Source organism: Acidovorax sp. JHL-3 (assembly GCF_000526295.1).
Lineage (GTDB): Bacteria > Pseudomonadota > Gammaproteobacteria > Burkholderiales > Burkholderiaceae_C > Acidovorax > Acidovorax defluvii.
On sequence record NZ_JAFU01000001.1, the window covers coordinates 1,505,275 to 1,519,186 of the forward strand.

A 13,912-nucleotide genomic window follows, 5' to 3' on the forward strand; every position below is an offset into this window, starting at 1 on the left:
GGACATCGTCATGGGAAAAACCACCGGCTTCATGGAATACGAGCGCATCGAAGAGGGCTACAAGCCCGTGCCAGAGCGCCTGAAGCACTACAAGGAATTCGTCATTGGCCTCGATGAGGCGCAAGCCAAGGTGCAGGGCGCGCGCTGCATGGACTGCGGCACGCCGTTTTGCAACAACGGCTGCCCGGTCAACAACATCATTCCGGACTTCAACGATCTGGTCTACCACGCCGACTGGAAGAGCGCGATCGAGGTGCTGCACAGCACCAACAACTTCCCCGAGTTCACCGGCCGCATCTGCCCCGCGCCTTGCGAGGCGGCCTGCGTGCTCAACGTGAACGACGACCCGGTGGGCATCAAGTCCATCGAACACGCCATCATCGACCGCGCCTGGGCCGAGGGCTGGGTGCAGCCGCGCGTGGCCAAGCACCAGACCGGCAAGAAAGTCGCCGTGGTGGGATCAGGCCCCGCCGGCATGGCGGCTGCCCAGCAGCTGGCGCGGGCTGGTCACAGCGTCACGCTGTTTGAAAAGAACGACCGCGTGGGCGGGCTGCTGCGCTACGGCATTCCCGACTTCAAGATGGAAAAGTCGCACATCGACCGCCGCGTGCAGCAGATGCAGGCCGAGGGTGTCACCTTCCGCACCGGCGTGTTTGTGGGTGCCGCCAAAGACGGTCTGGGCAAGGATTCCAAGGTCACCAACTGGGCCAAGGAAACCATCACGCCCGAGCAGTTGAACAAAGATTTTGATGCCGTGCTGCTGACCGGCGGTGCCGAGCAGTCGCGCGACCTGCCGGTGCCCGGCCGCGACCTCGATGGCATCCACTTCGCCATGGAGTTCCTGCCCCAGCAGAACAAGGTCAACGCGGGCGACAAGCTCAAGGGCCAGCTCCTTGCCACGGGCAAGCATGTCATCGTGATTGGCGGCGGCGATACCGGCAGTGATTGCGTGGGCACCAGCAACCGCCACGGCGCGGCCAGCGTGACGCAGTTCGAGGTCATGCCCCAGCCCCCTGAAGTGGAGAACCGGCCCCTCACCTGGCCCTACTGGCCGCTCAAGCTGCGCACCAGTTCCAGCCACGAAGAGGGCTGCGTGCGCGAGTTCGCCATCTCCACCAAGGAGTTCACGGGCGAAAAGGGCAAGGTCAAGGGCCTGACCACCGTGCAGGTCGAGTTCAAGGACGGCAAGCTGGTGGAAGTGCCCGGCACCGAAAAGCACTACCAGGCCGACCTGGTGCTGCTGGCCATGGGCTTTGTCAGCCCCGTGGCACCGGTGCTCGATGCTTTTGGCGTGGACAAGGACGCGCGCGGCAATGCCCGCGCCACCACGGACTTTGACGGCGGCTATGCCACCAACGTGCCCAAGGTGTTCGCAGCAGGCGACATTCGCCGGGGCCAGAGCCTGGTGGTCTGGGCCATCCGCGAAGGCCGCCAGGCGGCGCGCGCCGTGGACGAGTTCCTGATGGGCTACTCGGACCTGCCCCGCTGACCGGGGCCTTGGCCCCACCTGAACAACGGCGCTCTGGAGCGCCGTTGTTGTTTATAACGCTATAAATAGTATAGCTATTGGCGCATGCCACATAAGCGCTAGCGCCCTATTTGTCTTGAATTTCTCTGGGCGGTGCATGGCGGGTGGGTGCATGCAGGCACCAACGGTGGGACAATTCAGGGTTTTCCCGGGGTGGGGTGTTGCCTGTCGCGCCACCGTGCGAATGTTGGACGCCCCTTGATTCCCCTTGTCCGTAGACCTCTCAAAAAAATCGCTACACCATGAAAAAAATTGCCGCTGTTGCCTTGCTGACCCTGGGCGCCGTGCTGGCTGGTTGCTCCAAGCAGGAGCCCGCCGCACCCGCCGCCACACCCGCGCCAGCGGCTGTCACCAAAATCGTCGTCGGCCTGGACGACAACTTCCCGCCCATGGGTTTTCGCAACGAGAAGAACGAGCTGATCGGCTTTGACATCGACATGGCCAAGGAAGCCGCCAAGCGCCTGGGCCTGGAAGTGGAATTCAAGCCCATCGACTGGAGCGCCAAGGAAGCCGAGCTCTCGGGCAAGCGCGTGGACGCACTGTGGAACGGCCTGACCATCACCGAAGAGCGCAAGCAGAACATCCTGTTCACCGCGCCCTACATGGAAAACCACCAGATCATCGTGGTGGCCGCCAACTCCGCCATCAAGACCAAGGCTGATCTGGCCGGCAAGGTGGTCGGCGCCCAGGAAGGCAGCAGTGCCGTGGACGCCATCAAGAAGGACGAGGCCGTCTTCAAGTCGTTCAAGGACATCAAGACCTTTGGCGACAACGTGACCGCCCTGATGGACCTGACCACCGGCCGCCTGGATGCCGTGGTGGTCGATGAGGTGGTGGGCCGGTACTACGTGGCCAAGAAGCCCGACGTCTATGCCGTGCTCGACGACCACTTCGGCACCGAAGACTATGGCGTGGGCCTGCGCAAGGACGACACCGATCTGCACGGCAAGCTGGACAAGGCACTGGCCGACATGAAGGCCGATGGCGTCGCCGCGAAGATTGCCGAGCAATGGTTCGGCAAGAATATTCTCAAATAATTCGGACCACCCCCCTGAGGCGCTGCGCGCCTTCCCCCCGCTCTCGCAGCGCTGTGCGCTGGGGGCAGGGGGACACCGCCAGCGCGGCGGGGCGGCCCTTGCGCGGCGGTCGCTGGCTTGGGCTGCGCCAGTGGTGACGGCCAAGGATAAAAACACACACGGAACTGTCGCGACAGCATGGACTACGTTCTCTCCCTTCTGGGACCGCTGGCGCAGGGCGCTGCCGTCACCCTCAAGCTGTTTGCCATCACGCTGGCATTGGCGGTGCCGCTCGGGCTGGTGCTGGCGCTGGCGCGCGTGTCGCGCTTTGCGCCGTTGTCGGCGGCCGTCAACGGCTACATCTGGCTCATGCGCGGCACCCCGCTCATGCTGCAGATGCTGTTTATCTACTTTGCACTTCCGTTCGTGCCGGTGATTGGCGTGCGACTGCCCGACTTTCCGGCGGCGGTGGCGGCCTTTGCGCTGAACTACGCGGCCTACTTTGCCGAGATCTTTCGCTCCGGCATCCAGTCGGTGGACCGGGGGCAGTACGAGGCCGCCAAGGTACTGGGCATGGGCTACGGCCAGACCATGCGCCGCATCGTGCTGCCGCAGACGGTGCGCAGCATATTGCCGCCCATGAGCAACGAGACCATCACCCTGGTCAAGGACACCTCGCTGATTTACGTGCTGGCCCTGAACGACCTGCTGCGCGCCGCGCGCGGCATCGTGCAGCGCGACTTCACCACCACGCCCTTCATCGTGGCCGCGGCCTTCTATCTCATCATGACCCTGATCCTCACCTGGGGGTTTCAGCGCATGGAGAAACGCTATGCCAAATATGACCAGTGATGCGCCCATGATCGAGGCCCGTGACATCCGCAAGGCCTTCGGCGCCAACCAGGTGCTGCGCGGCGTCTCGCTGCAGTTGCGCCAGGGCGAAGTGGTGGCGGTGATTGGGCCGTCGGGCTCGGGCAAAAGCACCTTTCTGCGCTGCCTGAACCATCTGGAAACCATCGACAGCGGCCATATCGCCATCGAGGGCGAAACGCTGGTCACCACCGACGCTCAAGGCCGCTGCGTCTACGCGCCGGACGCCGAGTTGCGCCGCATCTGCCGCAAGACCGGCATGGTGTTCCAGCACTTCAACCTGTTTGGGCACCTCACGGTGCTGGAGAACCTGATCGAGGCGCCCATGGTGGTCCAGGGCCTGTCGCGCGAAGCGGCCATCGCCCGCGCCGAACGGCTGCTGGCCAAGGTGGGCCTGTCCGACAAGCAGGGCAACTACCCCGCGCGCCTGTCGGGTGGGCAAAAGCAGCGCGTGGCCATCGCGCGCGCGCTGTGCATGGAGCCCGACATCATGCTGTTCGACGAGCCCACCTCGGCGCTCGACCCCGAGCTCACCGGCGAGGTGCTGCGCACCATGCGCGAGCTGGCCGATGAGCGCATGACCATGCTGGTGGTCACGCACGAAATGGGCTTTGCGCGCGAGGTGGCGAACACCGTGGCCTTCATGGACCAGGGCGAACTGATTGCTGCGCGGCCCGCGGGGGAGTTTTTTGCCGATCCGGGTCATGAGCGGGCCAGGGCGTTTTTGCAGCACATGCTTTGAATTTTTGGTGAAATCGGGCTCTAGCGCTTGCCAGTAAAGCGCTAGTAGCTATTGTTTTGATAGTTTTGGGGCCTTTGGGGAGGTAAGAGTCCCGGGGCGCCACATTCAAACCACTCCCAGCCCCAACGAAGCCCCTGCGAAACCCACCCCTGCAACCCATTCCGCAATGGCGACCAAGGTGCATCGCTTGCTACCGAAGTTTTATAACCGTCAAGCATGGACAAGCGTCACTTGCACACCACAGGTTTTAACGATGGGCTGAGCAACACCAAGGGGTTTCCCCTATGATGCTTGGCCTGCTGTCAGGGTCTCGGCCACTGACGGCGTTTTTTGTTCTGCACCATGCCATTCAACGACTCATCGTCTGCCAGCGCGCTGGCGGAACTGCGCAACGTCACCTTCGGGTACGGTGAGCGCGTGATCCTGCGCGACGTGTCGTTGAAGATCCCGCGCGGTAAGGTCACGGCGCTCATGGGGGCGTCGGGCGGGGGCAAGACCACGGTGTTGCGCCTGATTGGCGGTCAGCACCGGGCGCAGCAAGGCGAAGTGCTGTTCGACCGGCAGGATGTGGGTCGCATGGATGCGGCGGGCTTGTATGCGGCCCGCAGGCGCATGGGCATGCTGTTCCAGTTTGGTGCCTTGTTCACCGATCTGACGGTGTTTGAAAACGTGGCGTTTCCGCTGCGCGAACACACCGACCTGTCGGATGCGCTGGTGCGCGACATCGTGCTCATGAAGCTCCATGCCGTGGGCCTGCGCGGGGCGCGCGATCTCATGCCCAGCCAGATTTCCGGGGGCATGGCGCGGCGCGTGGCGCTGGCGCGGGCGATTGCACTCGACCCCGAACTCGTCATGTACGACGAGCCCTTTGCCGGGCTCGACCCCATTTCGCTGGGCACGGCCGCGCAACTTATCCGGCAACTCAACGACGCGATGGGGCTGACCACCCTCTTGGTGTCGCACGACCTCGATGCCACCTTTGCGCTGGCAGACCACGTCATCATTTTGGGGGCTGGCGTGGTGGCGGCGCAGGGAACCCCCGCCGAAGTGCGCGCCAGCACCGATCCGCTGGTGCACCAGTTTGTCAACGCGCTGCCCACGGGCCCGGTGCCGTTCCATTACCCGGGGCCCACGGCGGCCAGTGATTTTGGTCCGCTGGACGGGAGGTCTGCATGAGCTGGTGGCGCCCTTCGGATGTGGGCTTGGCTGTGCGCAGCCAGCTGGCCGATGCCGGGCTGGCCGCGCGCCTGTTCTGGCGGTTGGTCCGCCTGTTCCCGGCGGCCTTGCAGCGCCCAGGGCTGGTGCGCGACCAGGTGCATTTCCTGGGCAACTATTCGCTGGCCATCATTGCCGTGTCGGGCCTGTTCGTGGGCTTTGTGATGGCGCTGCAGGGTTTTTACACGCTGCAGGATTTTGGCTCTACCGAGGCACTGGGCCAGCTGGTGGCGCTGAGTTTGCTGCGCGAGCTGGGGCCGGTCATCACGGCCCTGCTGTTTGCGGGGCGCGCAGGCACTTCGCTCACGGCCGAGATCGGGCTGATGCGCGCTGGCGAGCAGCTGAGCGCCATGGAGATGATGGCCGTGGACCCCGTGCGCCGCATTCTGGTGCCCCGTTTCTGGGCGGGCGTCATCGCCATGCCCGTGCTGGCGCTGGTGTTCAACGCGGTGGGCGTGATTGGCGGCTGGATGGTGGCGGTGCCGATGATCGGGCTGGACGGCGGCGCCTTCTGGAGCCAGATGCAGGGCGGTGTGGATATTTTCAGTGACCTGGGCAACAGCGTCATCAAGAGTGTGGTGTTTGGTTTCACCGTGACCTTTGTGGCGCTGCTGCAGGGCTACACGGCCAATCCGACGCCCGAAGGGGTTTCGCGTGCCACCACGCGCACCGTGGTGATGGCCTCGCTGGCGGTGCTGGCGCTGGACTTCGTCCTCACGGCCATGATGTTCAGTATCTGACGCTGGCGCAGTCGGCGTGACAAGGAAAGCACGATGCAACAATCCAAAAACGATTTCTGGGTGGGCCTGTTTGTCATGCTCGGAGCCGCCGCGCTGGTGTTTCTGGCGCTGCAGTCGGCCAACCTCCTGCAGCTGAATTTTCAGACGGGCTACCGCGTGACTGCGCGTTTCGACAACATTGGCGGACTCAAGCCCAAGGCTGCGGTGCGCAGTGCCGGGGTGGTGGTCGGGCGCGTGGAGTCGATCACGTTTGACGACAAGACGTTTCAGGCGCGCGTGACGCTGGAGCTGGACAAGCAGTACGCCTTCCCCAAGGACAGCTCCCTGAAGATTCTCACCAGCGGTCTGCTGGGCGAGCAATACATTGGCATCGAAGCGGGGGCTGACGAAAACAATCTGGCGGCGGGTGACAACCTTACGGCCACACAGTCTGCCGTGGTTCTGGAAAACCTGATCGGGCAGTTTCTTTACAGCAAGGCGGAGGAGGGCGGCACGCCTTCGGACGCAGGCAGGAAAAAATGATGACCTGGAAGACTGCGGGCTTTGCCCGCCATGATGGAGCGCCCCGGTTTGCCCGCGCAGGCCTGCGCTGGTGCTCCCTGGTGCTGGGAGCGGCGCTGCTGTCGGGTTGCACCAGCGGCCCCGGAGCCCATCCCGATGACCCCCTGGAGCCCTACAACCGCAGCATGGCCCGGTTCAATGATGGCGTGGACGAGGCGGTCCTCAAGCCCGTGGCCACGGCCTACAAGGACGCTGTGCCCTCGCCGGTGCGCACGGGGGTGAACAACTTTTTTGGCAACCTGGGAGACGTCTGGTCGTTTGTGAACAACGTTTTGCAACTGCGCCCCGAAGAAGCGCTCTCCAGCCTGGTGCGTTTCAACGTCAACACAGTGTTTGGTCTGGGCGGGGTGCTCGATATTGCATCGGAGATGGGGGTTGAGCGCAACCGGCAGGATTTTGGTCTCACGCTGGGGCGCTGGGGCGTGCCCACGGGACCCTATCTGGTGCTGCCCCTGCTGGGCCCATCCACCGTACGCGACACGCTGGCAATGCCCGTGGACAGGCAGGGAAACCTGGTAGGCCAGTTTGACTCAGTGTCTGCACGCAATTCGCTGTATGCCCTGCGGCTGGTGGACACCCGCGCCGGCCTGCTGGGGGCCGGGGCTGTGCTGGAAAGCGCGGCACTGGACAAGTACAGCTTCACACGGGATGTGTTCCTGCAGTTGCGCGCCCAGAGCGCAGAACGTCCTGGTGCCCGTGATGGCGACGGTGGCGATGACAACGACGGCATGCTGCCGCCCGAACCGGAAGCCGATCGTTGAGCGCTGCCAGCGATGCGCGCGGTTGCAATTGCTTGCATCCGCACAACGCAGCGACGCATGGCCTACACGGTGGCCCAACACAATCAAATGACAGGCGACACAGTCGCCCGATGGAAAGACCTCACATGATGAATCGACGCAATCTGGGCCGCATGGCCGCGACGCTGGCCGTGGCCTGCTCCATGGTGCCGTGGAGTGCCATGGCTGCCGACGAAGCGCCCGACGCGCTGATCAAGCGCCTGTCCACCGAGGTGATCAGCATGGTGCGCGACGACAAGGCCATTCAGGCGGGCGACATCAACAAGGTGATCACGCTGGTCGACAAGGTGATCATGCCCAACGTGAATTTCCGGCGCATGACGGCGGCTGCCGTGGGCCCGGGCTGGCGCAAGGCCAGCCCCGAGCAGCAAAAGCGCCTGCAGGATGAGTTCAAGATCCTGCTGGTGCGCACCTACGCAGGGGCTCTGGCCCAGGTGAGTGACCAGACCATCACCATGAAGCCCATGCGGGCTGCCGCCGACGACAAGGATGTGCTGGTGCGCACCGAGATCACGGGCCGTGGCGACCCGATCCAGCTGGACTACCGGCTCGAAAAAACCCCGGGTGAGGGCGCTGGCTGGAAAATCTACAACCTCAACGTGCTGGGCGTGTGGCTGGTCGAAACCTACCGCGGCCAGTTTGCCTCGGAGATCAATGCGCGCGGCGTGGATGGCCTCATCCAGGCGCTCGAGTCCCGCAACAAGAGCAATGCCGCCAAGGGCTGACAGCGAGACGTCGCGCATGCTGGTACTACCCTCCGAACTCACCCACGAACAGGCCAGTGCCTGCCTGCGCATGCTGGTGCAGGGGCTGAAGGTTCTCAAGGGCCCGCAGGTGGTGGTGGATGCCAGCGCACTGGCCGTGTTTGACACGTCTGCGCTGGCCGTGCTGCTGGAATGTCGGCGCGAGGTGCTGGCGGACGGCAAGGCGTTTGTGGTCAAGGGCCTGCCCCCGGCCCTGGTGGGCATGGCCGGCCTGTATGGCGTGGATGCCTTGCTGCAGGCGGCCAGCTGACTTTGCGGTGCGCCCACAATGCCCTCGGACGCCCGCGTGCTGTTGGGCGCCGGGCGGCGGGGCACGGGCCAAGGCCTTAAAATCAAAGGCTTCATGCCCGCAGTCTCATTCCAAGCCGTCTCCAAGACCTTTGTCACACCCAAAGGCCCCTTCCAAGCACTGAACCAGGTCAACCTGGACATCGAGGAGGGCGAATTCTTCGGGCTTCTCGGCCCCAACGGTGCCGGTAAAACCACACTCATCAGCATCTTGGCCGGCCTGGCGCGCGCCACCAGCGGGCGTGTGCTGGTGCAGGGCAGTGATGTGCAGACGCACTTTGCCGAGGCCCGGCGCAAGCTGGGCGTGGTGCCGCAAGAGCTGGTGTTCGATCCGTTTTTCAACGTGCGCGAGGCGCTGCGCTTTCAGTCGGGCTATTTTGGCGTGAAGAACAACGACGCCTGGATTGACGAACTGCTGGCCAACCTGGGCCTGTCGGACAAGGCCAACGCCAACATGCGCCAGCTGTCGGGTGGCATGAAACGGCGCGTGCTGGTGGCCCAGGCCCTGGTGCACAAGCCGCCCATCATCGTGCTCGATGAACCCACGGCGGGCGTGGATGTGGAGTTGCGCCAGACGCTCTGGCACTTTATCGCCCGCCTGAACAAAGAGGGGCACACGGTGCTGCTCACCACCCATTACCTGGAAGAGGCCGAGGCCCTGTGCGGGCGCATCGCGATGCTCAAGGCCGGGCGCGTGGTGGCGCTCGATCGCACGTCCGAGCTGCTCAAGACGGCTTCGGGCAGCGTGCTGCAATTCAAGACCGATGCGTTGCTGCCGCCCGCACTGGACCACCTGGCGCGCGTCACCGGCCGCATCGTGCAGTTGCCCGCACGCGATGCGGCAGAGATCGAAAACCATCTCGCCACCCTGCGCGTGGCGGGTGTCGAGGTGCAGGACATGGAGATCCGCCGTCCCGATCTGGAAGATGTGTTCCTGAAGGTGATGTCGGGCACGTCTGCCTCCCGGATTCCGCTGTCGGAGGTGGCGCTGTGACCGGCTGGAAAACCCTGTTCTACAAAGAAGTGCTGCGCTTTTGGAAGGTGAGCTTCCAGACCGTGGCCGCGCCCGTGCTCACCGCCGTGCTGTACCTGCTGATCTTTGGCCATGTGCTCGAAGACCATGTAAAGGTGTATGACCGCATCAGCTACACCGCTTTTCTGGTGCCGGGGCTGGTGATGATGAGCGTGCTGCAAAACGCCTTCGCCAACAGCTCATCGAGCCTGGTTCAGAGCAAGATCATGGGCAGCCTGGTGTTTTTGCTGCTCACGCCACTGTCGCACTGGGCCTGGTTTGTGGCCTATGTGGGTTCTTCCATGCTGCGCGGACTGGTGGTGGGGTTGGGGGTGTTTGTGGTCACCCTGGCGTTTGCGCGCCCTGAGTTTGCCGCGCCGCTATGGATTGTGGTCTTTGCATTGCTGGGGGCAGCCCTGTTGGCAACGCTGGGGCTGATTGCCGGGCTGTGGGCCGACAAGTTTGACCAGATGGCGGCGTTCCAGAACTTCGTCATCGTGCCCATGACGTTCCTCTCGGGCGTGTTCTATTCGATCCAGTCGCTGCCCCCTTTCTGGCAGACCGTGAGCCATCTGAATCCGTTTTTCTACATGATCGACGGTTTCCGTTATGGTTTTTTTGGCCAGAGCGACACCTCGCCCTGGCTCAGCCTGGGCATCGTGGGCATTGCTTGGCTGGCCGTGAGCCTTTTTGCCGTGCACCTGCTGCGCATCGGCTACAAAATTCGGAACTGACATGACTGCAGACCAACTTAAAGACATCATCGCCGCAGGCCTGGCTTGCGAACACATCACGCTGGAGGGCGACGGCCGCCACTGGTATGCCACCATCGTCTCGGCCGAGTTCGAGGGCAAGCGGGCCATTCAGCGCCACCAGCGCGTATATGCCACGTTGGGCGCCAAACTGGCCAATGACGAAGTGCATGCCCTGTCGATGAAAACCTTCACGCCCGCTGAGTGGGCGACGCAGGCGCAGTGAATAGTGGATTGACGCTCTTAAATTAATAGCTGCTAGCGCTTTATTCATAAGCGCTAGAAGCACTTTTCATACATATTTCTGACTTTTGCGATGGACAAACTCCTGATCCGCGGCGGACGCACCCTCCATGGCGAGGTGCTGGTCTCTGGCGCCAAGAACGCCGCCTTGCCGGAGTTGTGCGCCGCACTCCTCACAGCCGAGCCGGTGACGCTGCTGAATGTTCCCCAGTTGCAGGATGTGAGCACCATGCTCAAGCTCATCCGCAACATGGGCGTGACGGCCGAGCGATCGGACGATGGCACCGTGCGCATTGACGCCGGTGCGCTCAATACGCCCGAGGCCCCCTACGAATTGGTCAAGACCATGCGCGCCTCGGTCCTGGCGCTGGGCCCGCTGCTGGCCCGCTTTGGCGAGGCCACGGTGTCGCTGCCTGGCGGTTGCGCCATCGGTTCGCGCCCGGTGGACCAGCACATCAAGGGCATGGCCGCCATGGGCGCCGAGATCGTGGTCGAGCACGGCTACATGATCGCCAGGTTGCCGGCAGGATGGACGCGCCTGAAGGGCGCACGCATCACCACCGACATGGTCACCGTGACGGGCACCGAGAACTTCCTCATGGCTGCCGCGCTGGCCGAGGGCGAGACAGTGCTGGAAAACGCCGCCCAGGAGCCTGAAATTTCGGACCTGGCCGATATGCTGATCGCCATGGGCGCAAAGATTGAAGGCCATGGCACCAGCCGCATTCGCATCCAGGGCGTCGAGCGGCTGCACGGTTGCACCCACCGCGTGGTGGCCGACCGCATCGAGGCCGGCACCTTTTTGTGTGCCGTGGCGGCCACGGGTGGTGATGTGGTGCTGCGCCACGGTCGTGCCGACCACCTCGACGCCGTCATCGAAAAACTGCGCGAGGCCGGTGCCACCGTGCAGGCGGTCGAAGGCGGTATCCGCGTGCAAAGCGCAGGCGCCGCTACGCTCAAGGCCCAGGGCTTTCGCACCACCGAATACCCGGGTTTCCCCACCGACATGCAGGCGCAGTTCATGGCGCTCAACTGCGTTGCGCAGGGCACGGCCACGGTGACCGAAACGATTTTTGAAAACCGCTTCATGCACGTCAACGAACTGGTGCGCCTGGGCGCCAAGATCCAGACCGATGGCAAGGTGGCCGTGATCGAAGGCCTCAGCGGCACATCCGGCCAACTGTCAGGTGCCACGGTGATGGCCACCGACCTGCGCGCCTCGGCCAGCCTGGTCATTGCGGGCCTGGTGGCCGACGGCGAAACGGTGGTGGACCGCATCTACCACCTGGACCGTGGCTACGACTGCATGGAAGCCAAGCTGCGCGGTATCGGCGCGGACATTGAAAGAGTGAAAGCATGAGCATGATCACACTCGCCCTTTCCAAGGGCCGCATCTTTGATGAAACCCTGCCGCTGCTGGCCGCTGCCGGCATCGAGGTGCTGGAAGACCCGGAAAAGTCGCGCAAGCTCATCTTGCCCACCAATCTGCCCAATGTGCGCGTGGTGCTGGTGCGTGCCACCGATGTGCCTACCTATGTCGAATACGGCGGCGCCGACCTGGGTGTGACGGGCAAGGACACCCTCATCGAGCATGGCGGCCAGGGCCTGTATCAGCCGCTCGATCTGCGCATTGCCAAGTGCCGCGTCAGCGTGGCCGTGCGCAACGATTTCGATTACGCCCAGGCCGTCAAGAAGGGCTCGCGCCTGAAGGTGGCCACCAAATACACCAGCATCGCCCGCGACTTCTTTGCGGCCAAGGGCGTGCATGTGGACATGGTCAAGCTCTATGGCAGCATGGAACTGGCGCCCCTCATCGGGCTGTCCGATGCCATCGTCGATCTGGTGTCCACCGGCAACACCCTCAAGGCCAACCACCTCGTCGAGGTGGAACGCATCATGGACATCAGCTCGCACCTGGTGGTCAACCAGGCGGCGCTCAAGCTCAAGCAGGCACCGCTGCGCCGCATCATCGATGCGTTTGCGTCGGCCATTCCTGCCGAAAAAAACTGACCCCACCCACCGGCTGATACTATGACTTTGATAGCTGCTCCCGCCCGTCTGCCAACCACTGCGACCACTTTTGAGGCTGATTTTGCAGCCCGCCTGCATTGGTCTGCCGACACCGACGCGGCCATCGAGCAGCGCGTGGCCGACATCCTGGCCGACGTGCAGCAGCGCGGCGATGCAGCGGTACTGGAATACACCGAGCGCTTTGATGGCCTGCAGGCCGACTCCATGGCGGCGCTGGAGCTGACGCAGGCAGAGCTCAAGACCGCTTTCGACGCCATTCCCGCCGTGCAGCGCGACGCGCTGCAGGCCGCCGCTGCCCGCGTGCGCCGCTACCACGAGGCACAAAAAAAGGCCTCGGGCGAGAGCTGGAGCTACCGCGACGAAGACGGCACGTTGCTGGGTCAGAAGGTCACGCCGCTGGACCGCGTGGGCATCTATGTGCCCGGTGGGAAGGCCGCTTATCCGAGCAGCGTGCTCATGAACGCCATCCCTGCCCATGTGGCGGGAGTGGGCGAGATCATCATGGTAGTGCCCACCCCCAAGGGCGAGAAAAACGCCCTGGTGCTGGCCGCCGCCTACGTGGCGGGCGTCACCCGCGCCTTTACCATCGGCGGCGCCCAAGCTGTGGCCGCGCTGGCTTACGGCACGGCCACCGTGCCCAAGGTGGACAAGATCACCGGCCCCGGCAACGCCTATGTGGCCAGCGCCAAAAAGCGCGTGTTCGGCACCGTGGGCATCGACATGATTGCGGGCCCGAGCGAAATTTTGGTGCTGGCCGACGGCACCACCCCGCCCGACTGGGTGGCCATGGACCTGTTCAGTCAGGCCGAACACGACGAGCTGGCGCAAAGCATTCTGCTGTGCCCCGATGCCGCCTATATCGATGCCGTGCAAGAGGCCATCGACCGCCTGCTGCCCACCATGCCGCGCGCCGAGATCATTGCCAAAAGCCTCACGGGCCGTGGCGCACTGATCCTCACGAAAGACATGGAAGAGGCCTGCGCCATCAGCAACCGCATCGCGCCCGAGCACCTGGAAGTGAGCAGCAACGACCCGCACCGCTGGGAACCACTGCTGCGCCACGCAGGCGCCATTTTTCTGGGTGCCTACACGTCCGAGAGCCTGGGCGACTACTGCGCAGGCCCCAACCATGTGCTGCCCACCAGCGGCACGGCGCGGTTCAGTTCGCCACTGGGCGTGTATGACTTTCAAAAGCGCAGCAGCCTGATCGAGGTGAGCGAAGCCGGTGCGCAGACGCTGGGCCAGATCGCCAGCGTGCTGGCCCATGGCGAAGGCCTGCAAGCCCACGCGCGGGCGGCGGAGATGCGGCTCAAGCCGTCGCCAAAGCAAGCGCAAGGCTGACGAGGCCTT

At 63.9% G+C, this 13,912-nt stretch carries 16 protein-coding genes; all 16 read left to right on the top strand.

The genetic code is table 11. From position 1 onward, the window contains the following. Nucleotides 1-10 precede the first annotated feature (10 nt). The 16 genes from K226_RS0107060 to hisD all read left to right on the top strand — a co-directional run bounded on the left by K226_RS0107060 (nt 11) and on the right by hisD (nt 13,903). Nucleotides 11-1,489, top strand: coding sequence for a glutamate synthase subunit beta (locus K226_RS0107060; protein ID WP_024814132.1), 1,479 nt, complete (start codon nt 11-13; stop codon nt 1,487-1,489). Between the two features lie 281 nt (nt 1,490-1,770). Continuing rightward, nucleotides 1,771-2,565 (top strand): amino acid ABC transporter substrate-binding protein, encoded by a 795-nt coding sequence (locus K226_RS0107065; RefSeq protein ID WP_024814133.1) that lies wholly within the window; start codon nt 1,771-1,773, stop codon nt 2,563-2,565. Between the two features lie 177 nt (nt 2,566-2,742). Further along, complete coding sequence (locus K226_RS0107070; protein ID WP_024814134.1) at nt 2,743-3,396, top strand: amino acid ABC transporter permease; 654 nt, start codon at nt 2,743-2,745, stop codon at nt 3,394-3,396. After that, nucleotides 3,377-4,156: an amino acid ABC transporter ATP-binding protein gene (locus tag K226_RS0107075; protein ID WP_024814135.1), complete on the top strand. Its 780-nt coding sequence runs from the start codon at nt 3,377-3,379 to the stop codon at nt 4,154-4,156. Before K226_RS0107070 ends, K226_RS0107075 begins: the two co-directional genes overlap by 20 nt. A gap of 342 nt (nt 4,157-4,498) precedes the next feature. Continuing rightward, nucleotides 4,499-5,332, top strand: coding sequence for an ABC transporter ATP-binding protein (locus K226_RS0107080; RefSeq protein WP_024814136.1), 834 nt, complete (start codon nt 4,499-4,501; stop codon nt 5,330-5,332). Next, nucleotides 5,329-6,111: a lipid asymmetry maintenance ABC transporter permease subunit MlaE gene (gene mlaE, locus K226_RS0107085; RefSeq protein WP_024814137.1), complete on the top strand. Its 783-nt coding sequence runs from the start codon at nt 5,329-5,331 to the stop codon at nt 6,109-6,111. The genes K226_RS0107080 and mlaE overlap by 4 nt, the downstream gene beginning before the upstream one ends. Nucleotides 6,112-6,144: 33 nt before the next feature. Then, nucleotides 6,145-6,633, top strand: coding sequence for an outer membrane lipid asymmetry maintenance protein MlaD (mlaD, locus tag K226_RS0107090; RefSeq protein ID WP_024814138.1), 489 nt, complete (start codon nt 6,145-6,147; stop codon nt 6,631-6,633). Then, a complete protein-coding gene (locus K226_RS0107095; protein ID WP_024814139.1) occupies nt 6,630-7,433 on the top strand; it encodes a VacJ family lipoprotein in 804 nt (267 codons plus the stop codon). The genes mlaD and K226_RS0107095 overlap by 4 nt, the downstream gene beginning before the upstream one ends. A gap of 125 nt (nt 7,434-7,558) precedes the next feature. Next, complete coding sequence (locus K226_RS0107100) at nt 7,559-8,197, top strand: phospholipid-binding protein MlaC (protein WP_024814140.1); 639 nt, start codon at nt 7,559-7,561, stop codon at nt 8,195-8,197. A 16-nt stretch (nt 8,198-8,213) separates the two neighbouring features. Further along, a complete protein-coding gene (locus tag K226_RS0107105; protein WP_024814141.1) occupies nt 8,214-8,486 on the top strand; it encodes an STAS domain-containing protein in 273 nt (90 codons plus the stop codon). Nucleotides 8,487-8,579: 93 nt separating this feature from the next. Then, complete coding sequence (locus K226_RS0107110) at nt 8,580-9,518, top strand: ABC transporter ATP-binding protein (RefSeq protein ID WP_024814142.1); 939 nt, start codon at nt 8,580-8,582, stop codon at nt 9,516-9,518. Next, nucleotides 9,515-10,270 (top strand): ABC transporter permease, encoded by a 756-nt coding sequence (locus K226_RS0107115; RefSeq protein ID WP_024814143.1) that lies wholly within the window; start codon nt 9,515-9,517, stop codon nt 10,268-10,270. Before K226_RS0107110 ends, K226_RS0107115 begins: the two co-directional genes overlap by 4 nt. Nucleotide 10,271: 1 nt before the next feature. Then, nucleotides 10,272-10,514 (top strand): BolA family protein, encoded by a 243-nt coding sequence (locus K226_RS0107120; protein ID WP_024814144.1) that lies wholly within the window; start codon nt 10,272-10,274, stop codon nt 10,512-10,514. A gap of 90 nt (nt 10,515-10,604) precedes the next feature. After that, nucleotides 10,605-11,891 (top strand): UDP-N-acetylglucosamine 1-carboxyvinyltransferase, encoded by a 1,287-nt coding sequence (gene murA, locus K226_RS0107125; protein WP_024814145.1) that lies wholly within the window; start codon nt 10,605-10,607, stop codon nt 11,889-11,891. A gap of 2 nt (nt 11,892-11,893) precedes the next feature. Next, nucleotides 11,894-12,541 (top strand): ATP phosphoribosyltransferase, encoded by a 648-nt coding sequence (gene hisG / locus K226_RS0107130; protein ID WP_024814146.1) that lies wholly within the window; start codon nt 11,894-11,896, stop codon nt 12,539-12,541. A gap of 21 nt (nt 12,542-12,562) precedes the next feature. Further along, on the top strand, nt 12,563-13,903 hold the full coding sequence (gene hisD / locus K226_RS0107135) for a histidinol dehydrogenase (RefSeq protein WP_024814147.1): 1,341 nt from the start codon (nt 12,563-12,565) through the stop codon (nt 13,901-13,903). Nucleotides 13,904-13,912: the final 9 nt, after the last annotated feature.

Coding starts and splice junctions, on each gene's coding strand:
- K226_RS0107060 (WP_024814132.1), top strand. CDS start 11: ATGGGAAAAACCACCGGCTTCATGGAATACGAGCGCATCGAAGAGGGC.
- K226_RS0107065 (WP_024814133.1), top strand. CDS start 1,771: ATGAAAAAAATTGCCGCTGTTGCCTTGCTGACCCTGGGCGCCGTGCTG.
- K226_RS0107070 (WP_024814134.1), top strand. CDS start 2,743: ATGGACTACGTTCTCTCCCTTCTGGGACCGCTGGCGCAGGGCGCTGCC.
- K226_RS0107075 (WP_024814135.1), top strand. CDS start 3,377: ATGCCAAATATGACCAGTGATGCGCCCATGATCGAGGCCCGTGACATC.
- K226_RS0107080 (WP_024814136.1), top strand. CDS start 4,499: ATGCCATTCAACGACTCATCGTCTGCCAGCGCGCTGGCGGAACTGCGC.
- mlaE (WP_024814137.1), top strand. CDS start 5,329: ATGAGCTGGTGGCGCCCTTCGGATGTGGGCTTGGCTGTGCGCAGCCAG.
- mlaD (WP_024814138.1), top strand. CDS start 6,145: ATGCAACAATCCAAAAACGATTTCTGGGTGGGCCTGTTTGTCATGCTC.
- K226_RS0107095 (WP_024814139.1), top strand. CDS start 6,630: ATGATGACCTGGAAGACTGCGGGCTTTGCCCGCCATGATGGAGCGCCC.
- K226_RS0107100 (WP_024814140.1), top strand. CDS start 7,559: ATGATGAATCGACGCAATCTGGGCCGCATGGCCGCGACGCTGGCCGTG.
- K226_RS0107105 (WP_024814141.1), top strand. CDS start 8,214: ATGCTGGTACTACCCTCCGAACTCACCCACGAACAGGCCAGTGCCTGC.
- K226_RS0107110 (WP_024814142.1), top strand. CDS start 8,580: ATGCCCGCAGTCTCATTCCAAGCCGTCTCCAAGACCTTTGTCACACCC.
- K226_RS0107120 (WP_024814144.1), top strand. CDS start 10,272: ATGACTGCAGACCAACTTAAAGACATCATCGCCGCAGGCCTGGCTTGC.
- murA (WP_024814145.1), top strand. CDS start 10,605: ATGGACAAACTCCTGATCCGCGGCGGACGCACCCTCCATGGCGAGGTG.
- hisG (WP_024814146.1), top strand. CDS start 11,894: ATGATCACACTCGCCCTTTCCAAGGGCCGCATCTTTGATGAAACCCTG.
- hisD (WP_024814147.1), top strand. CDS start 12,563: ATGACTTTGATAGCTGCTCCCGCCCGTCTGCCAACCACTGCGACCACT.